Below are 25116 nucleotides of genomic sequence, written 5' to 3'. Positions count from 1 at the left end.
TCTCCACCCAAATCTTAGCCTAGGTTGGGGTGGGGTGAGGTTGGTGGAGGGGGTGGAAGGGGATGGGCGGCGATGTCTGGAGGTGGTGAATATAACATCCGAGGTGGAAGACGGCATGGCGGCCGCCACCTCTGGCGCAGTGATCGCCACCTGTGGGGCGTGGCAAGTGCTTGAAATGATTGACTACAATCTCTGGCACAGCGTTTGTTGATATGGGCGGGCCATGAGCCACCCCCGCGAGATCTCGCCCGGCGCTACCTATATGATCACCCGTCGCGTCTTGCGTCGGCACCTGCTCTTGCGCCCCGACGCAGCGATCACCCAGCTCTTGGTCTACGCCCTCGCGGTCTCGGCTGGTCGCTTCGGGATCGAGGTACACGCGTTCTGCGCGATGTCAACGCATTTACACCTGGTCGTGACGGACGTGAATGGCGTCTTGCCGCGCTTCTTGCAGTTTTTTCATCGCATTGTGGCGCTCGGGACCAAGGTGCTTCGCGCGTGGGAAGGACCGGTATGGGACCACGAAGCCACGAGCGTTGTGCGCCTCCTGACGCGCGCTGCTGTCGTGGAGAAGATCGCCTACGTGCTCGCGAACCCTGTGGCCGCTGGCCTCGTCCGGCATGCGCGTGAGTGGCCGGGGGCGAAAGTCGATGTGAGAGAGCTCGGCTGCGGCGTGCTGCGTGCGGCGCGTCCTGTGGCGTATCTTGACCCGGAAAATCCACAGTGGCCCGAGGAAGCGATGCTGCCTCTCGCGGTGCCACCGGCGGTCGAGCAGGACGGCATCGATGGCTTTCGGCACTTGGTCGCCGCCGCGCTCAAGGAACAGGAGGCGCAGGCCCATGCGGCGCTGCAGCGGCAAGGGCGTCGCTTCCTTGGCGCTGAGCGAGTCAGCAAGATCTCCCCGTACGAGCGCATCACGAGCTTCGAGGCGCTGGGCGAACGCAATCCGACCTTTGCGGTTGGCCGCGAGCAAGGGGATGTACGGCGAATCGCTGGTGCTGCGGTGCGGGCGTTTCGTGCGTCGTACCGCGCGGCGCTTGAACGGTGGCGCGCCGGGGTACGCGGTGTGGTGTTCCCGGCGGGAACCTGGTGGATGCGCACGTTCCACGGCGCCAGCGTGACGGACCTCAGGCTCGTGGTGTAGATACCGCGTGGCGCCCTTCTCAGCGATGCGAAAAGCGCGGGAGCGGGTTCGACACGTTGTGTCGTGTTGTGGAGAACGTCCGCCTGAAGAAGGCGGAGCGTTTGTCTGGCGCTGCGCGTACGCCTAAGAATGCGGTATGCCGGGTCGAGTGCGTATGCGGTGATTGGAACGGTGACTTTAGATAGGCTCTGACTGACAGAGCGGGACGGTTATGGGCCGATAGGTGATGCGGAGTGATTGAATTAACCCGGGGCAACCCATAGATTGGGGGGGCGCAGATCCGGTGACCGACAACCCGGGTCGAGTTTCCTCTTGCGTATGCTTTCGTGCGATGACTCCGATGGCTCAACCCGGGTGGGTCGTGCGATGGTTCGATGGCTCAACCTGCGATGGCTCAACCTGGGTCGGCCGGGTGCGGCCGGGTGGGTCGAGCCGCTGGGCCGCTTTCACCTGTACATACGGTCGATCCGCTCTTCGGGGGCGCGTGGGTCGAGTAGCAGGAGCGTCAGGTAGAACGCCCACTCCAGCGGCTTCATCGCGAGATAGATGACATCGGCGGCCCAAGCGGCGCCGATGTATCGGCTCACGGGGAGCCCCATCCGGTCGTAGAGCTGGCGCGCCGAGCGGCCGAAGCGAGGCCAGCGCTCGTGCAGCAGATCCTCGAAGGCGTTGGCGATGGCGAGCTGGCGATTGACGAGGATCGGCGTGCCGCCCCGCCGTCCGAGCCGGATCGGGCGCACAAGCCAGGCGTGGCCGCGCGCAGCGACGGTGCACAAATAGTGGCAATCGCCGGGCAGCTTTACGATCGGGAGCTGCGACAGCGTGTACCCGCACGTGCGGGTGAAGACCTGGAGGGCGGCTGCCGGATGCCCCAGCCAGGCCGCGTGCAGGACGGCGTGAACCCCGAGCAGCAGCGGGGTAGCCGCGAGGGCGCGCCACAACGTGGGTCGGTGAATCGCGGGCGGCGGCGGGAGCGGGACTTGCGGCGGCCCCGCGCGATAGGCGGGATCGCCAGCGGCCAACGGAGCGGGCGCGCTGGCCTCGACGCCCCGCCTCAAGAGGCGAGCGCGCAGCTCGGCGGAATAGAAGACGACAGTGAACACCGGCGCGACGCACGGCAGGAGCAGCGGCGGCACGAGCAGGCCGGCCGCGACCCAGGGGCCGAAGTGCACCGCCAGCAGGACGTGGAGCGCAATTCCGACGAGCAGCGCTGCATGGACGACGAGCTCTGCAGGGCCAGGCAGCGCTTCTTTCCGGCGCCGTGACACGACATAGGCGAGCGCGGTGAGGGCGTGCAGCGCGATCAAGCCGTGGAATTCCGGCTCGGCGAGCGGCCGGAACGCCGTGGTGCCGACGTCGCATGCGGGGACAGCGCACGTCCCGGGGGCATCGTGGCTGTATGCCATGCCCCAGGCGGGCAGGAGGAGCAGCGTGAGCACCTCGGCCGCCACCTGGAAGGGGGCGCGCCCCCGGCGCCGTATCGCGCGGTATGTCCATACTGTCAGACCGATCCAACCGGCCAGCCCGAGCGCTCCAGCGACGAAGATCGCGGCATCGAGTCGGACCAGCTGGCCCGCGCCGAAGAGCAGCGCCGCGAGCGCCGGAACGCCGTAGCCGGTGGCCACCAACGCGGCGAGGGCGCCGTCTGTCAGCGAGAAGGGCTGCTCGGGCGGTGACTGCGGCTGCTCGGACGGCGACTGCTGCTGCTCGGACGGTGGTTGCTGCTGCTCGGGCGATGACTGCTGCGGCATGCATCCACCATGTTAACGGCTCCAGTCCCAGGAGATCCATCCTGCGAGGTGGAGCGCGCGTGCTTCACGAGCCGCGTCGCACGCTGGAGCGTGAGCCGTGCTGGCTGCTCGCGCAGGGAACCCCTGTCGCGTCGAACGGATGCTGATAGGATCCATGGGCTCTGGCATGAGCCCGGACCGAAAGCGCCGTCGGCGCCCTGCAATCTCTGCCGAAGGGCGGCCGCTCCGGCGGCGGGCGCACGCGATCGCCGAAGAGCTCCTCACGTCGGCCATGAGCGACGAGGAGCGGGTGAGGCTCGCGCGCATCGTGCTCAGGTCCGGCTCCCGCGAGGCGATCAACCGGCTCTTCCAGTACTTCCAGCGACGCCAGGCCGAGACCCGGTGGGGACAAGACAACCCCCTGCACGAGATCGCCGGGGCGATGCGCGTCCAGGCGATCAAGGCGCTCAGGGGCCCGCCCGGGCAACACAGCAGGAATCACAGGAGCGCGCTCCTCGTCCTGTGGGTAGCCGGTCGCCCAGGCGATGCTCCGCTCCTCGTGTCGCTCCTGGCAGCGCAGGACCCGGACGGCCTGGATAGCGACATCTTGCCGGTGCTCCAGCACGTCATTTCGGGCTACGAACCCAGCGATCCCCACGTCATCGCCTCGATCGAGCGGTTCATCGAGCGGTCGGCGTCGCTGCGGGACCTCCACGCCGCGTCGCTCGTCCTCCGCGAGTACCGCGTCCCCGAGGCCGAGTCGGCGCTCCAGCGTGCCCTCGCCGCTCCGGATCCGTGGCGGCGCGCCCCCGTGATGGCGGCCCTCGTCGTCAGGAATCCGGGGCAGCACAGGCGCGCCGGTGAGGCGTTGCTGGCCGCGCTGAAGCTGGAAGCGCGGGCGGCGGAGGCCTGGGACAAGGATTCGGTCCGGAGGGCGCTCGCCGAGGCGATCGATCGGGCCAAGGAAGCGCCCGAGTCCGGGGAGGAGGCCACACTTCCCCCGGTTCCCGAGGCGCGGATCGAGGAGCTCGACCGCGTGCCCGACGAGGACTGCGCTGCGTTCCTCGACAGGCTTGGACGGGAGTTCTCCCTGGATCAGGCGCTCCTGCTCCCGCGCCTCCAGACCGCGTCTCTCGCCCGGAAAAAGGCGCTGCTCCGCGCCCTCGGGGCCGTGGCGACCGGCGGAACCCCGTTCTTCCATGCGGTGTGGCCTTTCACCTCCGATCCCGACGAGGAGATCGCGGCGCTGGCCATCGCCGCGTGCGGGGCCACGCGCTCGGATCAGGCGAAGATGCGGCTGACGGCGAGGCTCAGGGGCGCGATCGCGAGGGACGACGCTGCCGCCGCAAGGCCGCTCCTGACCGGCCTGCGCGGCTGTCTCTACGACGGCGCGGTGTGGAGCGCGGCGCTGTCCCTGTCGTGTGAGATCGCCCGGAGGCTGGCGATCGAAGCGATCGAGCACGCCGCCGTCCTGCGCGGGCCGGCGATCGAGCTGCTGAGCGAGGCTGCGAGGCGCGAGAGCAACGAGGAGCTTCGTCGGCGGATGGTCCGGCTTCTCCGGGACCGCTGACCCAGGCGACGGCGGCGGGGGCGTCTACGGCTATCCCATCGCCGTGACGTGGTTGGGTCCCGCGGCGGCGGACGACGCCGTGACGTGGTTGGGTCCCGCGACGGCCCAGGGCCCGTGACGTGGTTGGGTCCCGCGGCGCGAGGGACCGCGCGGACGCGGCGCTAGCGCCCCGCAGGGTCGAGCCGGCGCCCCTCGGTCGGAGGCGTCGGCCCGGTGGGCGTCTCCAGCACGAGTTCGCCGCCGTGGGTCAGCACGTGCCAGCGCGCACCCCGCGGCTCGGGCGGCGAGGGCCGCAGCCTTCCCTTGACGTCCGGCGCAGGATTTGGACGCACGCGGAATCGCACCTGCCCGTCCCGCATCTCCATCCGCGTCAGGTCCTGGGAGACCTCCACGTCGCGCGCCAGGGTGAGCGCCGGCTGCCCTGGGCGATCCAGCGTCACATCGAGGCGTCTGCCGGCCGAGGTCGCGGGCGAGCTCGCGAGGAGCGCCGCGCCGCCGGGAGTGGGAAGCGCCGCGACGCCGTCCGGCGCCGTGATCCGGCGCCACGCTTGCGGTGCGCCGAGTGGCAGCGGACTTCGCACGAGCGCCTGCAGCGGCTCGCGATGCCGGGCGCTTGCGGGCGGCGTCGGCTCGAGCAGGAGCAGCGTGCCATCCGGCGCCGCGGCGATCCACTTGAGGGCCTCGGCCGCGGTCGCCTGGCTCCCCTCCGCGTGCCATGCACCTTGCGCGCCCCGCACGAAGAGGGTCGCGCCCCCGCTGCCTCCGCGGCAGATCAGCACGCCGATGCCCGCCGCGTTGTGCAGCGCGACCGGCTGCGGGCACCCCTCGGGCGCCGCGACGGGCGTCACGGTGCTCGCGATGTGGTCGACGACCGCGAACGTCGGTGGCCGCGTGAGGTGCGCGGCGCAGGCGCTGCCGGGCGGTCGCGCGCTCGTCGGTCCGCAGATCCCGTCGCCGAACGTCGCGATCCGTGTGCGCGTCGGCTGTGGTCGCGGCGTGGCGCTTTCGAGCAGGCAGAGCGCGCCTCCGCACGAGACGCCAGCCGCGCCCATGAGCCCGATACCGCCCACGACGCCCCCGTCGTCGCTTTTGCAAGGCGGCTCCCGCCCGACCGCGATGTCGCCGCGCCGGGGCGGCTCGGGCGCTGGCGGGGCGACGGACGAGCGGAACGAGCCGGCCTCGATGGCGCGGATCGCGGGGGAGAGGTGCAGCGCGATGCCCAACGTGGGTCGGGTGTAAAGGCCAGCAGCGGCCCTGGTCCACGCCCGGCCGTCGCGGCTCAGCACGGCGGGGCAGCTCGCATTGCCGTTCCAGATCCAGGATCCTGCGCGCTCGATCGATCGCGGCTGGAACGCGGAGCGCTTCCAGGTCTGCCCGCGATCCAGCGAGAGGAACGTGTCGGGCGCCGCCGGCTGCTGGCCGCGCGCCGGCGCCTCGACCACGGCCGCGAGCACGCCGTCGGGTCGCACGAGCACCGCGCGCACCGTCTTGCCGGGCGCGACCACGGCCGAGGTGAAGCTGCGGCCCTCGTCGGCGGAGACGCTGACGCGCTCTCCTGCCGCGGCCGCGATGAGGGTGCCGGCGGCGTCCCAGGCCGTCGCGCCAGGCACGCTGCTACGCGGTACGAAGCCTTCCGGCCTCAGCGCATCGAGGACGCCGGCAGCGCGGTGGAGCACGCCCTCCGGCGTGGCCCCATAGAGCGTGTCGATCTGCGGGCCGGCGACGCCAACCCAGGTGAAGCGAGCGGGCAGCTTCAGGGGGCCAACGACGCCGAGCTTCTCGTCGACCGCGAAGGCTCCGCCCGCGGGGTCGGCACCGCCTCCCTTCGCAGCGAAGATCGCGACGCGCTCGCCGAGGGCGATCTCGGTGTGCTCGCGGAACGGGTCCCGACCGGCCTTCGCCCGCTCCTGCTCGCCGAGGGGCGGCTCGACCCAGGTTGCCGGCGGGATCGCGGCGATCGGCAACGTCAGCGGGGCCGATGGATCCACGGCCGGCGCGCCCGCGGCGCGCGCGGGCGCTTCCAGCGGGGCGGGCGGGATGGCGACCGAAGCCGGCGCGAGCGCCGCGGGGGCCGACCCGGCGGCGGGACCACACGAAGCGACGAGAAGCGGGAGGGGGAGGAGCGCGAGCCGCGAAGCCATCATGCAGGGAGGATCTCCTGGTCCCCCTTACCAGGCTCTCCGACGAGGATCACCAGGCGGCGCGCTCGGGGGCGCCGCGCTGGCCATCGCCTCGGCCATCTGCTGACATGGACTCGTGCGCACGTCGCGAACGCCGAGCCCCGCGAGCCAATGCGGCAAACGAGCTGCAGGCGACGCCCGCTCCTCGCCAAGGCGCGCAGACGTTCGGCGCGCAGGCGACGTGACGGGCGCGTGGGCTCCACGGACCGCGGTGGAGCGAAGGCGCTTTGCCATCCTGGTCGCGGCAGCGTGCGTCGCGGCGTGCACGCCAGAGCGCTCGTCCGGAGCGCCTGCCCAGACATCGATCCCCATCCAATCGTCGAGCTCCGCCCCGCACCCATACGCGACGCCGCCGTCAGCGCCCGAGTTGAGCGCGACCGCCGATGCGTCGTCGTGCACGCCGCACGACCGACCCACGAAGCTGTACTGGACGGAGGGGTGTTGCACGCCGGTCGTCGCCAAGGACGTGGTCGCGTGCCTCTCGGAGGCTGAGCGCGCGGCCGTCGGTTATGTGTCGGCCGAGCTCGTGAGCCACTGCGAGTGGGCCGAGCTGCCGACCGACGACGCGAGAGGTCACCTGGACTGCCCGTATACCTCGGCCCTGGGCTTTGGCTATCAGTGCGAGGACAAACACCGGGAGTTCCTGCGTCGCTGGTTCCAGGAAGACATGCCGAGCAGGTGTTCGCAGAAGCCGGATACAGCCTATCAGCAGGAGGTCCTTGTCGAGCTCACGTTCGCTACCGTGGGCACGCGCACGACCGTCGACTACACGGCTGCCGGCACGACGGGGCCTGGCGGCAAGTCCTGGGGTTGGACCGAGACGCTCGTATTCGAGTTTCGGGGAGCCGATCGGATGAAGCTCGTGCGCCGAACGACCAAGGGAAACCGGCCGAAGGCATACTGACCTTTCGCACCTTTGTGCAAAGCGCAAAGGAACACCGCTGCGCCTCGCTCGGTGACTACCCGAACGTCGTGCGATGGATCGAGCGTGTGGCGCCTGAGCGAGGCATCCAGTCAATGGCGAGCTACCTCGAGGCCGGTGGGGGCCAAGAGGGTCACGGGATGCCTGGAAACGTCCTCGCGCGAGGCGCGCCGTGACAGCCCTCCTTCTTCCGGCGATCTCCTGAAGATCGCGTCGAGGAGCACGCCGGCGAGGCGGCCGACCTCCGGAACCTCCCTGGCACGGGGGCGCGGCAGATCCACCGCGACGCTCTCCACGATGCGCCCCTCGTCGAACACCAGCACGCGATCTCCGAGCAGGACCGCCTCCTCCACGTCGTGCGTCACCAGGATGGCCGTGAAGCGGCGCTGCGCCCACAGCGACTCGACTAGGCGTTGCGCCCCGATCCGCGTCAGGGCATCGAGCGCGCCGAACGGCTCGTCGAGCAGCAGCACCTTCGGGTCGTGGACGAGCGCGCGCGCGAGGGCGACCCGCTGCCGCTGACCTCCCGAGAGCACGCCCGGGTAGTCGTTCAGCCGATCTCCGAGCCCGACCCGGTCGAGCACGTCGCGCGCGCGCGCGTCGCGCCCTCTCGGCCCGCCGATGCACGTGTTCTCCAGCACCGTGCGCCAGGGCAGCAGCCGGGGCTCCTGGAAGACGACCCGCACGGCCTCGCGCGCCGCGACCTCCCTCGAGGCCAGGACGCGCGCCGCACCGCGCGTCGGCTGCTCGAGGCCACACAGGACGCGGAGCAGCGTGCTCTTGCCCGAGCCGCTCCGCCCGACGATCGTCACGAACTCGCCAGGGTGGATGTCGAGCTCGATGCCCGAGAGCGCGAGCCGGTCGCCGTACCGCTTGTCGACCTGCTCCAGCACGACGCGCGCGCCGGTGGTCTGATCGCCCGAACCGCTCATTCGCTCACCTCGCCTCGAGCCGCTGCAGCGGCGGCTGCCACGGCAGGAGCCGGCGCTCGAGCCACCGCGCGAGGGCGTCGGCCAGCTTGCCGAGGATGGCCCAGAGCACGATCGTGAGCACCAGGAGATCCATCTGCATGAACTCTCGGGCGTTCATCGCGACATAGCCCAGACCCTGGCTCGCGCCGAGCGTCTCCGCGACGATGAGCACGAGCCACGAGAGCCCGAGCGCGAAGCGCAGACCCACGAGGATCGAGGGGAGCGCGCCCGGGAAGATGACCTCGCGGTAGAGCGCGAACCCCCGCACGTCATAGACCTGCGCCATCTCGATGAGCTGCGGATCCACGCTGCGCACGCCGTGGAACGTGTTCAGGTAGACGGGGAACAGCACCGTGATCGCGACGATGAAGAGCTTCGCGGTCTCGCCGAGCCCGAACCACAGGATCACGAGCGGCACGAGCGCCAGCGCGGGGATCGCCCGGAGCATCTGCAGCGGCCCGTCGATGACCAGCTGCAGCGGGCGCGAGAGCCCCGTGCCGAGGCCGAGCGCGAGCCCGACGGCCGCGCCGACGACGAGCCCGCCGGCCGCCCGCAGCGCGCTCACGCCGAGGTGCGCGGGCAGCTCGCCGCTCCTCGTGGCGTTCGAGGCGGCCACGAGCACCTCGACGGGCGACGGCAGAAGGCTCTTCGGGATGATCTGCAGCCGCGACAGGACCTCCCAGAGGATCACGAGGGCCAGCGGGGCCAGCCAGGGCGCGATGCGCACGCCGAACCCGCGCACCGCGCCGCCTCGAATCGGCGCTTCGCCGGCCGTCATCGCGCGCCTCCGCTCGCGGCGCCCGGCAGGAGCGCCTCCTCGACGCGGATGTCGCGCGGGATGATCGCGAGCTCGTGGAACGTATCGGCGATGGCTTGCTGCCTTTGCACGATCTCGGGCGTGATCGGCAGGATCTGGAACGCGCGCCGGTGCTCGGACCGCAGGAACGCCTCGTACGAGATCCCCGAAGATCTCGCGAGGATCTGCGAGGCTTCCTCGCGGTGCCCGTCCTCCCAGGCGCTCAGCGCGCGGTACTCGTCGAACACGATCTGCAAGATCGCCGGCTGCTCTTCCGCGAACTCTCGCCGGACGACATAGAAGAGGCGGTTGTCGACGAGCCCCTCGCCGTCCTGGAGGACACGGGCCCCGGCGAGCTCGGCCGCTGCCAGGAACGGATCCCAGATCACCCAGGCATCGACATTGCCACCCTCGAACGCGGTCCGCGCGTCGGCGGGCGCCAGGAAGACGACCTGGATGTCGTCCAGCGTCAGCCCGGCGCTCTCGAGGGCCCGAACCAGCAGGTAATGCACGTTGGAGCCGCGGTTGAGGGCGACGCGCTTGCCTTTCAAGGCCGCGAGCGTGCGGATCGGAGAGTCCTTCTTGACGACGATCGCCTCGGCCCTGGGCGCCGGCGCGTCGGTGGCGGCATAGACGAAGGGCACGCCGCCCGCCTGCGCGAACACCGGCGGCGTCTCGCCGACATGGCCGACGTCCACGGCGCCCGCGCGCATCGCCTCGAGCAGCGGAGGGCCGGCTTGAAACTCGACCCACTCGGCGCGGGCGTTCCTCGCCTCGAGCGCCTTCGTCAGGGCCTCCGCGCGCTCCTTGAGGAGAAACGGCGTGCCGATCTTCTGGTACCCCAGCCGGACCACCACCGCCGCCCGCGTGTCCTCGGCCGCCCCCCCGGCGTTCGCCGCCCTCTCGCCCGTGGCGCCCGCCTCGCCGCCGTCGCGGCCGCACCCGAGCAGCAACAAGCTCGAGAGAGCTGCGCAGCCCAGCAGCGCGGAGCGGACCGTCGTGAACGAGATGTACCTGATCATGAGGGCTCTTTCGCCTCCTCCACAACCCACGTCAGCGCGTAAGGATTCTATATTTGATGCAAAATTGCATCTATGACGGATGGGAGGTGGTGACCTCGGTCCAGCAGCCCCTGTGCCAGGTCGAGGCGCGGCGCTCCGCCGGGGAGGACCCGTGGAGGAGCGGTCGATTGCTGCTTCATCAGCAGTCGATCAGCAGTTGGTGTTGCTGGGGCAGCAGCGGCGTCGCGGCGGACTGCCCGGCGACGTTCCTTGGCGCCGCGGGCTCCAGCGCGCGGCGGCGCGGTGCGGATCGTGCTCTCGCGCGCCTGACCCGGCGACTCACGGGCGAGGAGCTTCTCCATCGATGAACGTCTTCTGGTTTCTCCCGACGCACGGGGACGGCCGCTACCTTGGCACCGCCGAGGGCGCGCGCCCCGTCACGCTCCCTTATCTTCGTCAGATCGCGCAGGCCGCCGACGATCTCGGCTATCACGGCGTGCTGGTCCCCACCGGGCGGTCGTGCGAGGACGCCTGGGCGGTCGCGTCGGCCATGATCCCGCTGACGCAGCGGCTTCGCTTCCTCGTCGCCGTGCGGCCGGGCGTCGTCTCGCCCACGTGGGCCGCCCGCATGGCGTCCACGGTCGATCGCCTGTCGGACGGCCGCCTGCTCGTCAACGTCGTGACCGGCGGCGATCCTGCGGAGTCCGAGGGGGACGGCGTCTTCCTGAAGCACGACGAGCGCTACATCGTCACGGACGAGTTCCTCGGCATCTGGCGGCGCGTCATGGCCGGTGAGACGGTCGACTTCACGGGGCAGCACCTGCGCGTGAAGGGCGCGAAGATCCTCTTTCCGCCGCTCCAGGCGCCGCACCCGCCGCTCTACTTCGGGGGGTCGTCGCCCGCGGCGCACGCGCTCGCGGCGCGCCACGTCGACGTTTATCTGACCTGGGGAGAGCCTCCGGCCGCCGTGGCCGAGAAGATCGCGGACGTGCGCCGCCGCGCGGCCGCGGAGCAGCGCACGGTGCGCTTCGGGATCCGCCTGCACGTCATCGTCCGCGAGACGGCCGAGGCGGCGTGGGCCGCCGCGAACGACCTGATCCGGCACCTCGACGACAGCACCATCGCCGCGGCGCAGCAGGCCTTCGGGCGCCTCGACTCCGAGGGGCAACGGCGCATGGCGGCGCTGCACAAGGGGCGGCGCGACGCCCTCGAGGTGAGCCCGAACCTCTGGGCCGGCGTCGGCCTCGTGCGCGGCGGCGCCGGAACGGCGCTCGTGGGCGACGCGGAGACGGTCGCGCGCCGCATGAAGGAGTACGCGGAGCTCGGGATCGAGACGTTCATCCTGTCGGGGTACCCGCACCTCGAAGAGGCCTATCGGGTCGCCGAGCTGCTCTTCCCGCGGCTCCCCGTCGAGCGGAGGGCCGCAGGCGTCCGCCCGAACCTCACGGGGCCGTTCGGCGAGATCATCGCCAACGACATCGTCCCGCACCGATCGCAGAGCTGAGGCGGAAGGCCCCGCGCCGAGACGTCACTCGAGCTCCTCGGGGTCGGCGTCGTCGAGGGCGCGCCGCAGCAGATCGAGGTCGCTCATCGCCCTCTCGACGCACGACGCAAAGGCATCGAGGAGGGCCGGGTCGGGGCTCTCGATGAACGCGTTGCGCGGCCTGGCGGTTCAGGACGGGACCGCGGCGCCCCCTGTGCGGTGGATTCTCCCGCGAATCGGCGGGGCCGTCACGATTTCGTGAAGGGCGACAGGGCCTGGCCGCATCCAGTGAGCAGAAGAGGGTTCGATGAACCTGGTCCACGCAGGTCCCGCGGCTGGGGCTTGACGGCCCCGAAGCGTCTGGACCTTCCCCCGGGCTCGCTGCCTTCGAGGACTCGTTCAAGGGCGGCCTGGCCGATCGTCACGTCGTGAGCCCCGAGCCTGCGCGTGGGTTCGAGGTCTGGAGTCCGTGATTCCAGACACGCTCGCGTCCGCTGTTGTCACGCGCTTTTTCCGACATCACAGAGGCACAATGCGCAACGTTTTGTCCACCCATCGCAGCGGGTTTCTTGTTCTCTGCCTCGCGCTCTCCGCCTGCGGCGCTGCGACGGAGGAGGGTGAGGCGGAGGAGGTCGAGTCGATCTCCGCCGTCCAGCAGCCGGCTATCGTCGGCGGCTTCAAGGTCGCGGCGATCTTCATTCGATTCAAGAACAGCCCGGCTCCGACCTACACCATCAATGACGTGCGGGACCGCCTCTTCAACAACCCGGATTCGGCCAGCAACTTCTTTACTGAAGCCTCCTACGGGAAGATGAGCCTGACCGGCCACATCAACCCCGACGGGGACTATTACGGCTGGTACACGATCAACGCGGAGATGCCCACGATCTGCGATCTCGGCCTGCACATGGAGCTGGGCAGGGAAGCGGCCGCGAACCTCGGGGGCTACGTGGAGGCCGACTACGATAACACGATGCACTTTTTCAACGGGTTTCCGTCGAGCTGTGCCGGAGCTTATTCCTTGGGCCCCTACACGTGGTTTCCCAGCCCCACCAACGCTGGCACGTATGCGCACGAGCTGGGGCACAGCATGGGCCTGGGCCACGCCAATGTGCTGAATTGCGCCGACAGCGCTGGCAACTGGGCGCCGATGAGCACGAGCTGCGCGCAGCCCAATCTGCCTTGGTGCGCCAACCCCGGCCAGCTCAACGCGGGGAACACGAGCTGCGTCCAGGATATGGGCGACTCGTTCAGCCCGGTGGGTGGGGGGTACATGCACTACAGTGCTCCGGAGAAGGCGCTGTTCGGCTGGTTCGATCCGGAGAACACGGCGACCGTGAGCGCGAGCGGGACCTCCATCGTCAGCGTCAAGCCGATCGAGGTCATCTCGACGGGCGTGCAGCGGCTCGTCATCCCCATCCCCGGCGGGGACGAGACGTACCAGGTCGAATATCGTCAGCCGATCGGCTTCGACCAATATCGTCAGTCCACCCCCGATAGGGTCGACGGGTTCACGGCAAACGCGCCGGTCGCTCGCGGGATCCTCGTGCACCGAGGCCCGCTGGAGGGGAGCCCGACGGGCATCGTCAACATGACGCCCTCGTGGCCGATCATCGACTTCGCTCATCTTCAGGCAGACGCCTCGCGCGAGGCGCTCCCCTGGGGTCATACGTTCGTGGATCGCGACGCGAACCTGGCCATCTCGTTGCTCGGGGTCTCGCCGTCCGAGGCGAAGGTCAAGGTGACCCGCGGCACGACGGCCGCGCCGATCCCAGCCTGCGCCGACGCGCCCAGCCACTGGTACTTGAAGTGCGGTGCGACCGGCGTGACCTCATGGAATGCGGCGACCGAGCTCGCGGCGGTCGGCGATGCCCTCGAGCTCACGTACCAGGTCAGCCAGGCGATCGCGAACCAGAGCGGTGGAGACGCCTGCGTGCTCGTCCAGACGCACACGGCCGGGCAGTCGGATGCGTGCACGCAGTTCTGGGAGCCGGAGGGCGGCGCGCTGGCGTCGGGCCAGACGAAGACCCTCTCGCCCAATAGCGCCGTGTTTCACATCACCTATCCTGCGCCCGGGAGCTACAAGGCGTCCCTCAGCGCCAAGGGCGCGCTCAGCGTCACGCCCGCTCCCTGATCGCGGGCGCCCCTGGCCCGAGCTCCCCTATGCAACTGTGGATTGGATTGCGCTCGCCTGGATTCCGTCGCTCTTCGTTCGCGAGCGCCCCTCGGGGGCGCGGCTCGTCACCGTGAGGACTGATCCGCGTCGCGCTCTCGTGAACGGGGCGCCCGGCGCACGCCCCTTTCGGCGCTTCCGGCGGCCTCCGCTCAGGTCCGATCGAGCTCGCCGCCGGAGCAGCCCACCTCAGGAGGTCAGCGAGGCCGAGCGCTCCCCGGGCTGGCCGATGGCAACCCGCTCTCCTCCCGGCCGCTGCGTCGCGACGAACACCCCGAGCCCGATCACGAGCGTGGCGGCGACCCCGAGCACCGGGAAGTACTCCATCCACGTCGCCTCGGCGCCGTCGGGTCGCGGCCAGGCGATGTTCGCGATGAGCGCGACCCCCCAGGCCACGGCCGCGGCGTTCAGCGCGAGCCCGGCCCGACCCAGAGAGAACACCCCGGCCGGCGCCCCGGCGAGGCCCGGCCACCCGCGCAGCCGGCGGAGGAGCATCCCCGCCGTCACGACCAGGTACGAGAGGTTCACGAGCAGCACGGCCGTCTCCGTGATGAGCACGAACAGCTGCGCCTCGCCGTAGTTCACGACGAGCATGCCGCACGCGAGCGCGCCGACGACGATCGCCGGGGCGACGGGCGTCTTCGTGCGCGGCGAGACGCGCGACAGCGCCGGCGCGCACGGCAGCGCGCCGTCCCGCGCCATCGAGAAGGCGAGGCGCGAGGCGCCGGTCTGGATCGCCAGCGTGCAGACGCACACGGCCAGCGCCACGTCGACGAGGAAGACCTTGCCCAGCGCCGGGCCGAGCGCGCCGACGACCACGTAGGCGAGGCCTTCCGTGGCGAGGCGGCCGTCGGTCAGGCTCGGCGCGGCCATCAGCGCCGCGACGAGGAGCAGCGCGCCGCCAACCCCGGAGGCCACGACGGCCTTCAGGATCGCCCTTGGCACGATCCTCCGCGGGTTCTGGGTCTCCTCGGCCAGCGAGCCGGCCGAGTCGAAGCCGTACAGCACGTACGCCGGCATCAGCGCGGCCGCGAGCAGGCCCGCCACCCCCGTGCCCAGCGACGACGGCGGCCCGTAGATGGGCTCCAGCACCACGCCCGGGCCGCGCACCGCGCTCAGGAAGAGCGCCACGAGCAGCAGCGCGACGCCGCCGAGCTCCGCCATCACGCCGACGTCGTTGACCCAGGCCATCACCTTCACCCCGGCCATGTTGATCGCCGTCGTCAGCACGATGAGCCCCGCGCCGAGCAGCACGGCGTTCGCGGCGCCGTCGCGCGAGGTGAGCGACGGGTCGCCTCCAAGGAGCTGGAACCCGCTCCAAACGCTCGGCAAGATCGCCTGCAGCGCGATGGCCGCCGCGGCGACGCTCACGACGTCGCCGACGAGCTTCAACCAGCCCGCGAGCCACCCCGGCGCGCCGCCCCAGACGCGGCGGCCCCACGGGTACACCGAGCCGGCGACCGGGTAGCGCGAGCCCATCTCGGCGAGGTTGAGCGCGACGGCGAGCTGGCCCAGGAAGACGACCGGCCACGTCCAGAAGAACCGGGTCCCGCCGAAGGCGTACCCGATCACGAAGAGCTGGAAGACCGTCGTGAGGATCGAGACGTACGAGAAGCCCGCGGCGAAGGCGGACAGGCTGCCCAGGTCCCGCCGGAGCTCCTGGCGGTAGCCGAGACGGGCGAGGTCCTCGGCGTCGCCGCGGTCCTCCGGGACGAGCGCCGACGCCGGCGCGGCGGTCGAGATGGGGTCACGCATCGGCCGACACCCCCACGAGCGGCTGGCCCGCGCTGACCATCTGGCCCGGGCGGCAGCCGATCCAGCCGACGGCTCCGGCCACGTCGGCCACCACGGGGAACTCCATCTTCATCGCCTCGAGCACGGCCAAGCGCTGGCCCGCCTCGACGCGCTGCCCTTCGGCCACGTCGACCTTCCACACGCACGCGGTGAGCGGCGCCGTCACCGGCAGCACCCCGGCGGGGAGGGCGTCCTCGGCGGCGGTCGGCGCGCCCTCGATCCGGGCGCCCGCGCGGCGCACGCGGTCGAACTCGCCGTCCGCCTCCCAGCGGGCGCGCTCGGCGTCGAACGCCGCCCGCTGCCGCGCCTGCGCCGCGCGGATGGGCCCGGCGTTCTCGGCAAGGAAGCGGTGGTGCTCGCCCAGGTCGAACGTGGTCTCCTCGATGCGCACCTCACCGCGCCCGGCCACCATGTCGGCGCGGAGCTCGAGCAGCTCCTCCGCCGACACGAGGTGGAAGCGGAGCTGGTCGAAGAAGCGCAGGAGCCAGGGCCGCTCGCGCGTCGTCTGCCGGAACGGCCGGTGGCGGCTCCAGACCGGCACCGTGCGGCCGAGGAACTGGTACCCGCCCGGCCCCTCCATGCCGTAGATGCACAGGTACGCGCCGCCGATGCCGACGGCGTTCTCGGGCGTCCACGTGCGCGCCGGGTTGTACTTTGTGGTGACCATCCGGTGGCGCGGATCGAGCGGCGTCGCGACCGGCGCGCCGAGGTACACGTCGCCCAGGCCGAGCACGAGGTAGCTCGCCGCGAGGAAGATCTCCTGGACCGCCGCGATGTCCGGCAGCCCGTTGACCCGGCGGATGAACTCCAGGTTGCTCGGGCACCAGGGCGCGTCGTCGCGGACCGCGCGCATGTAGCGCTCGATCGCCTCGCGCGTCGCCGGGTCGTCCCAGCTGAGGGGCATGTGGACGACGCGGCTCGGGATCCGGACCTCGGCCTGGGCGGGCAGGTCGGCCTCGACCTCGCGGAGCAGGTCGAGGGCCTTGGCCACGGTGAGGCGCGCGCCGTCGACGTGCACCTGGAGGGAGCGGATCCCGGGCGTCAGGTCGACGACGCCGGGTAGGCGGAGCTCCTCGAGCCGCGCCATGAGCAGGTGCGCGCGCACGCGCAGGTCGATGTCGAGCACCGGCGGGCCGAACTCGACGAGCACGTAGCGGTCGCCGCTCTGGCGGAAGACCACCGCGGGGCGGTCGTCGCGCGCCGGCACGCGCCCCAGCACGGGCTCGCCGCGCGGCCTTCTCGGTGCGGTCGGCGTCGCGGCCGCCGCGAGCGGCGCGGGCGCCAGCGCAGCCCTCGCCGCGACCGGGGTTGCGCCGTTCGCCGCGCCGTTCGTCGCCGCGACCGGGGTTGCGCCGTTCGCCCCGGCCGCGAGCGGCGCGGGCGCCTCCTTCGTGGCTCCGTCGCGCAGGGCCACGAGGGCGTCGCTCCGCTGCGCCAGCGCGTCGGCCTCCGCGGGCACGATCGATCGGAACCGGACCTTGTCCCCGGCGCTCAGCTGGCCGAGCTTCCACCGCTCAGCCGCGGCGACCGTGAGCGGACACACGAACCCGCCCAGGCTCGGGCCGTCGGGGCCGAGGATGACGGGCATGTCGCCGGTGAGGTCGACAGCGCCGATCCCGTAGGCGTTGTCGTGGAGGTTCGAGGGGTGCAGCCCGGCCTCGCCGCCGTCGGTGCGCGCCCATCTGGGCGCGGGCCCGACGAGGCGGACGCCGGTGCGGGCCGAGTGGTAGTGGACCTCCCACTCGGCCTCGTAGAATTGCTCGATCCCGTCGCGCGTGAGGAAGTCCGGCGCTCCGTGCGGCCCGTCGAGCACGGCGAGCTCCCAGGACCTGCCGATCTCCGGCCGGGCCTCGGGCGGCAGCGCGCCGGGGTCGAGGGAGGGGTCGACCTCCTCGCCGAGGCGCAGCACGTCGCCGGGGCGGAGCGGCCTGCCGGCGTGGCCGCCGAAGCCGCCGAGGGTGAACGTGGCGCGGCTGCCGAGGTGCGCCGGCACGTCGATGCCGCCGCGGACGAGCAGGTAGGCGCGCGCGCCCGGCCCCCGCACCGGCCCGCAGGCCACGGTGGCGCCCGGCGCGACCTCGACCGGCGTCCACGGCGCAACCTCGGTGCCGTTGACGAGCACGCGCATCGCGGCGCCCGCGGCGCAGACGACAGCGCGCCGGTGGAAGACCAGCGTGGGCCCGTGCACCTCGCACTCGAGCCCCGCGGCGCCACCGAGGTTGCCCACGACGCGGTTGCCGAGCCGGAACGACAGGTCGTCCATCGGCCCGCTCGGCGGGACGCCGACCGACCACAGGCCGAGGCGCCCGGGCCAGTCCTGCACGGTCACCGCGCCCGGCGAGGCCGTCACCTCGATCGTCGGCGGGCGGAACGGCAGCGACGCGAACGTGCCCGTGTGGTGCCGGACCCCGCGGAAATCGGGGTGATCGAGCGCGACCGCGACCCACTCGCGGTTCGTCTCGATCCCGCCGATCCGGGTCTCCTCGACGGCGCCGCGCAGCGCCGCGACGGCCGCGGCCCGGTCCGCGCCGTGCACGAGGAGCTTGGCCAGCAGCGGATCGTAGAGCGCGGAGACCTCGGTGCCGGTCTCGACCCACCCGTCGACCCGCACGCCCCCGCCCTCGGGATAGCGAACCTCGGTGAGGAGGCCCGCGCTCGGCAGGAAGCCCCGCGCCGGGTCCTCGGCATAGAGGCGGGCCTCGATCGCGTGGCCGCGGAGCGCCGGGTCGCCGCCGGCGAAGAACGCGGTGTCGCCCGCGGCGATGCGCAGCATCCACTCCACGAGGTCGACGCCGGCGCAGAGCTCGGTCACGCCGTGCTCGACCTGGAGGCGCGTGTTGACCTCGAGGAAGTAGTGCTCGGCGCGGGCGGGATCGACGAGGAACTCGACCGTACCCACGTTGCGGTAGGCCACCTTCGCGGCGAGGGCGCGGGCCGACTCCGCGAGGGCGGAGCGCAGCCGCGGCGGCAGGTCGGGCGCGGGCGCCTCCTCGAGGACCTTCTGGTTGCGGCGCTGGACCGAGCAGTCGCGATCGCCGAGGACGAGCACGTTCCCGCGGCCGTCGCCGGCGATCTGGACCTCGACGTGCCGGGGCGCGGCGAGGAAGCGCTCGAGGAACACCTCGCCCGAGCCGAAGTTCGAGCGGGCGAGGCGCTGGACCCGCTCGAACGCGGCCGGGAGCTCCGCCGGCCCGTCGCAGCGGGCCATGCCGATGCCGCCGCCCCCGGCGCTCGCCTTGAGCAGCACGGGGTAGCCGATGGCCGCGGCCTCGGCGGCGGCGTGGTCCGCGTCCCGGAGCACGCCGGTGCCCGGCAGGAGCGGCACGCCCGCCTCGACGGCGATCTCCCGCGCCCGGTGCTTGCTCCCGAAGGCCGCCATCTGGCCCGGCGTCGGACCGATGAAGACGATGCCCGCGTCCTCGACGGCGCGCGCGAAGTCATCGGATTCGCTCAGGAAACCGTAACCTGGGTGGATCGCGTCGGCGCCGGCGCGGCGGGCGGCGTCCAGCACGGCGTCGACGCGGAGGTAGCTCTCGGCGGGGGTCTGGCCGCCGAGGCGGACGGCCTGGTCGGCGAGCCGCACGTGGAGGGCGGCGCGGTCGGCGTCGGAGAACACGGCGACCGACGCGACGCCGAGGCGCTTCAGGGTGCGGAGGATCCGGCACGCGATCTCGCCGCGGTTGGCGACGAGGACGCGGCGGAAGGGCGGGGCCATGGCGCTCATGGCCGCACCACCACCGCGCGGATCGGCGTCGGGTTGAACGCGTTGCAGGGGTTGTTGATCTGCGGGCAGTTCGAGACGAGCAGCAGCAGGTCGAGCTCGGCCCGGAGATCGACGTGTTTGCCGGGCGCGGAGAGGCCGTCGACGATGCCGAGGGTGCCGTCGGCCTCGACGGGCACGTTCATGAACCAGTTGATGTTGCCGACGAGGTCGCGCTTTCCGAGGCCGTAGGGCGCAGCGGCGAGGAGGAAGTTCTCGACGCAGGCGTGCTGGTGCTTGGTGTGGTGGCCGTAGCGGACGGTGTTCGACTCGCACGAGCAGGCGCCGCCCGAGGTGTCGTGGCGCCCGCAGGTGTCGTCGGTGACGGTCATCATCACGCGGCCGCGGTTGGAGCGGAGCCGCGCGCCGGTGGTGAGGAAGATGTTGCGCTGGGCGGCGATCGTGTCGGCGGCGCTGTAGCGCTCGGCGGTGTCGGCGAGGACGTAGGCGAGGAAGTCGACGGCCTGGTTGCCCTCGAGGTCGATGACGCGGAGGATCTCGCCGGCGCGGACGATCTTGGCCCACGGCGCGCGCGCCGGGACGATCTCGTCGGAGACGAGGGCGCCGGACAGGCCGGCGAGGGCGGGGTCGCGCAGGGCGGCGACCGGCTTCCCGGGGGTGGCGGCGGGGCTCATCGCGCGCCTCCTGCCCGGAGGCCGAGCGCGAGCTCCTCGGCGGTGTTCTCGAAGGCGCGGCGCGCCTCTGGGGTGGCGTTGCGGACGGGGTCGTCGTCGGCGGCGGGGCGGCCGCGCCATGCGGTCAGGCGGACCTTGCCGGCGCGGTAGGTCGGGTGCGGGTCGAGGCGGTGGGGCACGACGGCGACGCTGACGAGGACGTCCTGCTCGGCGCGGAGCAGCACGTGGGCGCCCGGCCGGGAGGAGTCGGGCAGGAAGGTGATGGCGCCGTCGGCCTCGATGCGGACGCCCTTGAAGAGGTTGATGGCCGTGGGCAGGTCCCGCTCGGCGAGGCCGTGCTTGGCGAGGGCGAGGAGGAGCCGCTCGCGGCCGGAGCGGAGGGCGCCGCCGTGGGCGTCGCTGCCATGGCGGGACTCGATCTCGGCCGGGAGTGAGGTGCCGCAGAAGGTGTCGTGGCGGCCCGCGGTGTCCTCGAGGAGGGAGGCGAGGACGCGCCCCATGTCCGAGAGGAGCAGGTAGCCCGGGCCGGGATAGGCCTGCCACTGGAGCTTCACGGTGTCGGGGAGGCAGAGCCGCTCGATGGAGCGGTCCGCGCGGTGGAGCACGAGGGCGACGCAGGTGTCGCCCTCGAGGTCGACGAGCCGGAGCCGGCTGCCGACGGGGAGCGTGCGCGCCGCGTAACCGCCGGCGCCGAGGGTCTCCTCCCAGAGGACGTCGCGCGCTTCGACGCCCGCCGGCGGATCGCCGATCGACGTGCTCGGCACGGTGGGTTGCGTCTCGACGACGCTGCCTTCCTGGGCGCGCGCGTGCTCGCGCGCGGCGTACGTTGTGGCCGTTTCAGACATTGCCCGCCTCACTTTCGATAGACAATCGAAACTACGGGTCGACTATCCGGGGCCAGGGTTTCCAGGCTGTTTCGTGAGGGTAAAATGCAGGGCGCGAGCGCTTTTTCCCGGAAGTGGTGAATTTTCTTGGTGGCGGTGTGGGTGGTGGATTGGGTGATGAAGAGCGGGTGGCGCAGAGGGGCGAGCGCGGAGCCGATTGACGCGCGGGAGGGCGAGGCGGCATGAGGGCGCGACGGCGATCGCGCGGCTGCGTGATGGCCACCTCGGACGATGACGATGAAGACAGAGATGGCTCCTCCTCCGAAGACCGACGGCAGGCACAGCGCCGAAGGAAGGCCGCCGGCGGAAGGGGGGCGGAACGCCGGAGGCGAGCAGAAGGCCGAGGGGAGCCCGCGCCGCATGGGCCGGCCACGCAAGGCGCCGCAGCGGAGCGATCTCGCGCCGCGGGAGCAGATTCTGCAGGTGGCGGGCCGGCTGTTCGCCGAGCGGGGGGTGGCCGAGGTGTCGATGCTGGAGGTCGCGCAGGCGGCGGGGCTCCGGCAGTCGTCGCTGTACTACTGGTTCCGGCGCAAGGAGCTGATCGTCGCGGAGATCCTGCAGCAGGTGAACCGGCTGCCGCTGTCGTACGCGCGGAGCCTCGAGGCGACCGGCGAGACGGCGGACGTGCAGCTATGGCGCTTCGTGCGCTTCGACGTGCAGACGGTGTGCGGGTTTCCGCTGGAGATCACGGAGATCCACCGGTTCAGCGAGCGGGATCCGGCGGCGTTCGCGACGTACTGGGCCGAGCGGCGCGCGCTGACCGAGGCCGTGGCCGCGATGGTGGGGCGCGGGATAGGGGAGGGGAGGTTCCGCGAGGTGGACGCCTACCTGTGCGCGCTGACGGTGCTGGCGCAGGACGAGAGCGTGCAGAACTGGTGCCGTCCCGAGGGAGGAGCGCGCGTGCATCCGCTCGCGGCCAGCGATCCGGCGGCGCTGGGCTACGGGCCGGAGCAGATCGCGGAGCTCGTCGCGGATCAGACGGTGGGCGGGCTGCTGGTGCGGCCGTCGAGGCTCGCGGCGCTCCGGAGGAAGGCAGGGGGAGCCGACCGAGGTTGAGGCGACCCGACCGAGGTTGAGGCGACCCGACCCAGGTTGAGCAAGGTTGAGGGGGGAGCCGACCCAGGTTGAGCCGACCCAGGTTGAGCGGAGCAGCGGACCCAACCCGGGTTGGAGCGGACCCGACCGAGGTTGAGGCGACCCGACCCAGGTTAAGCGGAACCGGCGACCCCACCCATGCCGGCGACCCCACCCAGGTTGCAGGGGGAGCCGACCCAGGTTGAGCCGACCCGGTTGAGCCGACCCAGGTTGAGCGGAGCGGACCCGACCCAGGTTGAGGCGACCCGACCCAGGTTAAGCGGAACCGGCGGCGACCCCACCCAGGGTGCGGCCGCAGCAACCCAACCCAGGTTGGGCGACCGGGCGACCCGACCCAGGTTGGGATCGCCCGGTTGGGATCGCCCCGACCCAGGTTGGGATCGCCGCCGCCGACCCAGGTTGGGATCGCCGCAGGTTGGGATCGCCGCCGCCCCGGGGCGCTCAGAGCGGGTTGAAAGGCGCAAGCCCAGGGAGGTCCTTCGGCCTGCGCCCTGCGGCGCCGACCGCCGGGACCTCCTTGATCTTCTCGCGAGCACGCCCCGTGCCGTCATCCACCACGGTCCATTCGTTCCAGAAGTGACCGTCGACGACGAACAGCTGCGGGTGATCGAACGGCGCCTCCTCGAACCGGACCCGCTCGTCCGTGAGCGTCGCCAGGAACGCCACGAGCGCCTTCTTCTCATCTTCCGTCAGCCCGAGCGGCTGAATGTTCGGAGCCAGGTTCGTCCCGTTGGGCCCAAACCCGGTGGTGTCGCCGCCCTCCCGTTCTCGCCGGCCGCCGCCACGGTTGTAAAATTCGACGACTTGCCGCAGCGTCAGCGCGCCTCCGTTGTGGAAATAGGGGCCCGTCAGCTCGATGTTCCGGAGCGTCGGGACCTTGAAGGCGCCATCGACCGCATCGCGCTCGAGCCGCGCGATCGGCACCCCTGGTTCGACCTCGAACGACGCCGGGTCGATGCCGAATACGTCCGGGGCGCTCTCGCCCCCGGCGAGCTGCTTCCCTTGCCGCGCGAACGAGAACGGATGACCGAAGGGGTCGACCCCTCCGACGCCGATGTCCTCCTCGGTCGGCCGAACGCCAATGTTGTAGTAGCCCCTGTCGTAGAGCGCGGCGCCGCCGTCCCCGACCGGCATCCGCGAGATCAAACCGCCCACCTGCTCCTCGCGCTGCAGGCGGGTGGCGGCGCTCGTGAACTCGGGACCATGGTGGCAGTTGATGCACCTGCCTTTGCCCTGGAAGATCGCGAGCCCCGCGCGCTCCTCGTCGCTCAGGGCGGCGCTGTCCCCGTCGGCAAAGCGATCGAACCGGCTGTTGTCAGACACGAGCGTGGCCTCGTAGAGCTGGATGGCGAGGCCCCAGAAGAGCGAGAAGTTCGCTTCCACGAGCGACCGATCGCCGACGCGCTGATCCGACCGCCAGTACGCGTCCACGAAGGCCTCTTGGACGAGCTCCCCATAGGACGGAGCGAGCCCTTTTCCGCTCGAATCGCGGAGCTCGCCGAGGATGCTGTCCGTGGGGTCCACGATCTGGCCAGCGAGCGGCCTGCGCGGCAAGAGCTTCGCGGCGAGGTCAACGTACGTCCTCCCCTCACACGACATCTCGAAGGGGTTGATCGGCGGGCCTACGGCCTGAGATGCGAGGCTCGAGTTCTCCAGGTCGACCCTCTCGCGGACCAGGACGCCGTCGCGCATGGCGTGGACGGCGGCGTCAGGATCTCGCCTGCCGAACGGGTTCACTCCGTTGAAATGGTTGCTCGCGCGTCCGTCCCAGAAGTTGCGGAAGTTGAACACCGCGTTGATGACGGTGGGCGTCTGTCGCGGCTCGACGCGCCGCACGTTCACCCCTTGCACCTGGAAGACGTCCGGCAGCAGCGTGCAGTCGTCCTTCTCGCTCCCGGGCACGATGCCGTTGAATCGAGCGTGGAACACCCCCTGCGAAGAGATGACGTCGTCGGCATCCGCGGGGAAGTCGCGTCGGAAAGTCCAGTCGCTCGCCACGAGCGCGTAGTTCGGTCCGCCCTTCCCGTCCGACCTCGTGGCTTCGAACCGCGCGCGCCGCTCGGGATCCTGGTTGTTGATACCCGGGTTGATCTGGTTTCTCTTGCGGTGGTCGACGCCGGCGTGGAAGTGGCACGTCGCGCACGCCACGCCGTCGCTGCCGACCTGCATGTCCCAGAACAGCGCCTTTCCGAGCGCTACGGCCGTCTCCCTGCTCTTGACGTACCGGGACAGCTCGCGCGGCTCCGGGACGGCGACGCCTCGGAGCGAGCCGAGGGATGGCGGCGGAGTGGCTGGCGTGGGCGTCGCGCCGTCGTCCGGCGGATCCGACGGCGGCGGGTTACCGCTCCCGGGCGTGACCGGCGACGAGGACCCGCCGCCCCCGAGCGACGATGAGCCGCCGTTCCCGAGCGACGATGAGCCGCCGTCCCCGAGCGACGAAGCCCCGCCGTCCCCGAGCGACGAAGACGGTCCGGGCCTCGCGCACCCCGAGCACGGAGGCTCGCGTCCCTCGGGCCAGCAGCCGGTGGTTGACGATAGACCCATCAGGACGCCGAGGATCCACGCCCCGATCTCGCCCGTGCGCGGGTCTCCAGAACGAGCTCTAACCATCACGAGGAAGCCTCCTTCGCTGCTGCGCGAGTGAATGACAGGCGGCGCGAGCCAGCGTCCTCGCGGGACACCGCGGGTCGCCGTCATGTTCGTCCGTCCTGCGATGAGCGGATGTCGCGAGCGCCGACGCTCGACGGGGTTCCGCCCGGCATCGTTCGAGTCTCTTCAAGTCATCCGATCTTCAGAAAGACAGCGCGTGTCCAGGGCGCGCATCGACGTCTCGTCCTGTCTCGTCTAGGCCGGGCGTCTCCCCGTGTCGCGAGCGCATCGGCTCGCGCGGGGGATTCGAGGGAGAAGACGACCTCTGTCGAGGACCGGACGAAGTGGGATGAAGGGACAGGACATATCCCTTCATCGTGCCGTCACCG

General features: G+C 71.5%; 17 protein-coding genes. 7 read left to right on the top strand and 10 right to left on the bottom strand.

Features of this window, described 5'->3' with window-relative positions; all coding sequences use genetic code 11:
* Nucleotides 1-223: 223 nt before the first annotated feature.
* A complete protein-coding gene (locus tag WME82_RS26930; RefSeq protein WP_438037638.1) occupies nucleotides 224-1144 on the top strand; it encodes a transposase in 921 nt (306 codons plus the stop codon).
* A gap of 446 nt (nucleotides 1145-1590) precedes the next feature.
* On the opposite strand, the gene WME82_RS26925 is transcribed toward WME82_RS26930, so the two are convergent.
* Nucleotides 1591-2895: a DUF6688 family protein gene (locus WME82_RS26925; protein WP_438037637.1), complete on the bottom strand. Its 1305-nt coding sequence runs from the start codon at nucleotides 2893-2895 to the stop codon at nucleotides 1591-1593.
* A gap of 166 nt (nucleotides 2896-3061) precedes the next feature.
* On the opposite strand from WME82_RS26925, the gene WME82_RS26920 reads away from it, so the two are divergent.
* A complete protein-coding gene (locus WME82_RS26920) occupies nucleotides 3062-4444 on the top strand; it encodes a hypothetical protein (RefSeq protein WP_438037636.1) in 1383 nt (460 codons plus the stop codon).
* Nucleotides 4445-4605: 161 nt separating this feature from the next.
* Here WME82_RS26920 and WME82_RS26915 read toward each other — a convergent pair whose 3' ends face one another.
* Nucleotides 4606-6588, bottom strand: coding sequence for a hypothetical protein (locus WME82_RS26915; protein ID WP_438037635.1), 1983 nt, complete (start codon nucleotides 6586-6588; stop codon nucleotides 4606-4608).
* 403 nt (nucleotides 6589-6991) lie between these two features.
* Here WME82_RS26915 and WME82_RS26910 point away from each other — a divergent pair, with 403 nt between their 5' ends.
* Nucleotides 6992-7528 carry a hypothetical protein gene (locus WME82_RS26910; protein WP_438037634.1) on the top strand — a complete coding sequence of 179 codons (537 nt, stop codon included), beginning with the start codon at nucleotides 6992-6994 and terminating at the stop codon, nucleotides 7526-7528.
* Between the two features lie 110 nt (nucleotides 7529-7638).
* Here the strand turns inward: WME82_RS26910 and WME82_RS26905 are convergent, their stop codons facing one another.
* Genes WME82_RS26905 through WME82_RS26895 form a run of 3 tightly spaced genes read right to left on the bottom strand, consistent with a single transcriptional unit; the run spans nucleotide 7639 to nucleotide 10335 of the window.
* Nucleotides 7639-8478, bottom strand: coding sequence for an ABC transporter ATP-binding protein (locus tag WME82_RS26905; protein ID WP_438037633.1), 840 nt, complete (start codon nucleotides 8476-8478; stop codon nucleotides 7639-7641).
* Nucleotides 8479-8482: 4 nt separating this feature from the next.
* Nucleotides 8483-9295, bottom strand: coding sequence for an ABC transporter permease subunit (locus tag WME82_RS26900; RefSeq protein WP_437849876.1), 813 nt, complete (start codon nucleotides 9293-9295; stop codon nucleotides 8483-8485).
* The gene (locus tag WME82_RS26895; protein WP_438037632.1) at nucleotides 9292-10335 is read right to left on the bottom strand and encodes a sulfonate ABC transporter substrate-binding protein; all 1044 of its coding nucleotides are present in this window, start codon (nucleotides 10333-10335) and stop codon (nucleotides 9292-9294) included. Before WME82_RS26895 ends, WME82_RS26900 begins: the two co-directional genes overlap by 4 nt.
* 56 nt (nucleotides 10336-10391) lie before the next feature.
* Here WME82_RS26895 and WME82_RS26890 point away from each other — a divergent pair, with 56 nt between their 5' ends.
* The 3 genes from WME82_RS26890 (at nucleotide 10392) to WME82_RS26880 (ending at nucleotide 13931) form a co-directional block, all read left to right on the top strand.
* On the top strand, nucleotides 10392-10682 hold the full coding sequence (locus WME82_RS26890; RefSeq protein ID WP_438037631.1) for a hypothetical protein: 291 nt from the start codon (nucleotides 10392-10394) through the stop codon (nucleotides 10680-10682).
* On the top strand, nucleotides 10679-11818 hold the full coding sequence (gene ssuD / locus WME82_RS26885) for an FMNH2-dependent alkanesulfonate monooxygenase (protein WP_438037630.1): 1140 nt from the start codon (nucleotides 10679-10681) through the stop codon (nucleotides 11816-11818). Before WME82_RS26890 ends, ssuD begins: the two co-directional genes overlap by 4 nt.
* Before the next feature lie 523 nt (nucleotides 11819-12341).
* Nucleotides 12342-13931, top strand: a complete 1590-nt coding sequence (locus WME82_RS26880; protein WP_438037629.1) for a hypothetical protein — start codon at nucleotides 12342-12344, stop codon at nucleotides 13929-13931.
* 228 nt (nucleotides 13932-14159) lie between these two features.
* Here WME82_RS26880 and WME82_RS26875 read toward each other — a convergent pair whose 3' ends face one another.
* The 4 genes from WME82_RS26875 to WME82_RS26860 are packed head-to-tail and all read right to left on the bottom strand — an operon-like array spanning nucleotide 14160 to nucleotide 21004.
* The gene (locus tag WME82_RS26875) at nucleotides 14160-15725 is read right to left on the bottom strand and encodes an APC family permease (protein ID WP_438037628.1); all 1566 of its coding nucleotides are present in this window, start codon (nucleotides 15723-15725) and stop codon (nucleotides 14160-14162) included.
* Nucleotides 15718-19488, bottom strand: coding sequence for a 5-oxoprolinase/urea amidolyase family protein (locus WME82_RS26870; RefSeq protein WP_438037627.1), 3771 nt, complete (start codon nucleotides 19486-19488; stop codon nucleotides 15718-15720). The genes WME82_RS26875 and WME82_RS26870 overlap by 8 nt, the downstream gene beginning before the upstream one ends.
* The gene (locus WME82_RS26865; protein WP_438037626.1) at nucleotides 19485-20159 is read right to left on the bottom strand and encodes an urea amidolyase associated protein UAAP2; all 675 of its coding nucleotides are present in this window, start codon (nucleotides 20157-20159) and stop codon (nucleotides 19485-19487) included. Before WME82_RS26865 ends, WME82_RS26870 begins: the two co-directional genes overlap by 4 nt.
* Entirely contained in the window at nucleotides 20156-21004 is an 849-nt protein-coding gene (locus tag WME82_RS26860) for an urea amidolyase associated protein UAAP1 (protein WP_438037625.1), read from the bottom strand. The genes WME82_RS26865 and WME82_RS26860 overlap by 4 nt, the downstream gene beginning before the upstream one ends.
* A gap of 276 nt (nucleotides 21005-21280) precedes the next feature.
* On the opposite strand from WME82_RS26860, the gene WME82_RS26855 reads away from it, so the two are divergent.
* Nucleotides 21281-22099 (top strand): TetR/AcrR family transcriptional regulator, encoded by an 819-nt coding sequence (locus tag WME82_RS26855; protein WP_438037624.1) that lies wholly within the window; start codon nucleotides 21281-21283, stop codon nucleotides 22097-22099.
* A gap of 480 nt (nucleotides 22100-22579) precedes the next feature.
* Here WME82_RS26855 and WME82_RS26850 read toward each other — a convergent pair whose 3' ends face one another.
* A complete protein-coding gene (locus WME82_RS26850; RefSeq protein WP_438044936.1) occupies nucleotides 22580-24748 on the bottom strand; it encodes a cytochrome-c peroxidase in 2169 nt (722 codons plus the stop codon).
* Nucleotides 24749-25116: the final 368 nt, after the last annotated feature.

This window comes from Sorangium sp. So ce128 (assembly GCF_051525245.1).
Taxonomy (GTDB): domain Bacteria; phylum Myxococcota_A; class Polyangia; order Polyangiales; family Polyangiaceae; genus Sorangium; species Sorangium cellulosum_B.
This window is presented reverse-complemented; position numbering and strand designations above follow the sequence as displayed.

What these genes read in the sequence shown, in the direction of transcription:
- WME82_RS26930 (WP_438037638.1), top strand. Translation starts at nt 224, where the DNA reads ATGAGCCACCCCCGCGAGATCTCGCCCGGCGCTACCTATATGATCACC.
- WME82_RS26925 (WP_438037637.1), bottom strand. Translation starts at nt 2,895, where the DNA reads ATGCCGCAGCAGTCATCGCCCGAGCAGCAGCAACCACCGTCCGAGCAG.
- WME82_RS26920 (WP_438037636.1), top strand. Translation starts at nt 3,062, where the DNA reads ATGAGCCCGGACCGAAAGCGCCGTCGGCGCCCTGCAATCTCTGCCGAA.
- WME82_RS26915 (WP_438037635.1), bottom strand. Translation starts at nt 6,588, where the DNA reads ATGATGGCTTCGCGGCTCGCGCTCCTCCCCCTCCCGCTTCTCGTCGCT.
- WME82_RS26905 (WP_438037633.1), bottom strand. Translation starts at nt 8,478, where the DNA reads ATGAGCGGTTCGGGCGATCAGACCACCGGCGCGCGCGTCGTGCTGGAG.
- WME82_RS26900 (WP_437849876.1), bottom strand. Translation starts at nt 9,295, where the DNA reads ATGACGGCCGGCGAAGCGCCGATTCGAGGCGGCGCGGTGCGCGGGTTC.
- WME82_RS26895 (WP_438037632.1), bottom strand. Translation starts at nt 10,335, where the DNA reads ATGATCAGGTACATCTCGTTCACGACGGTCCGCTCCGCGCTGCTGGGC.
- WME82_RS26890 (WP_438037631.1), top strand. Translation starts at nt 10,392, where the DNA reads ATGCAAAATTGCATCTATGACGGATGGGAGGTGGTGACCTCGGTCCAG.
- ssuD (WP_438037630.1), top strand. Translation starts at nt 10,679, where the DNA reads ATGAACGTCTTCTGGTTTCTCCCGACGCACGGGGACGGCCGCTACCTT.
- WME82_RS26875 (WP_438037628.1), bottom strand. Translation starts at nt 15,725, where the DNA reads ATGCGTGACCCCATCTCGACCGCCGCGCCGGCGTCGGCGCTCGTCCCG.
- WME82_RS26870 (WP_438037627.1), bottom strand. Translation starts at nt 19,488, where the DNA reads ATGAGCGCCATGGCCCCGCCCTTCCGCCGCGTCCTCGTCGCCAACCGC.
- WME82_RS26865 (WP_438037626.1), bottom strand. Translation starts at nt 20,159, where the DNA reads ATGAGCCCCGCCGCCACCCCCGGGAAGCCGGTCGCCGCCCTGCGCGAC.
- WME82_RS26860 (WP_438037625.1), bottom strand. Translation starts at nt 21,004, where the DNA reads ATGTCTGAAACGGCCACAACGTACGCCGCGCGCGAGCACGCGCGCGCC.
- WME82_RS26855 (WP_438037624.1), top strand. Translation starts at nt 21,281, where the DNA reads ATGAAGACAGAGATGGCTCCTCCTCCGAAGACCGACGGCAGGCACAGC.
- WME82_RS26850 (WP_438044936.1), bottom strand. Translation starts at nt 24,748, where the DNA reads ATGGTTAGAGCTCGTTCTGGAGACCCGCGCACGGGCGAGATCGGGGCG.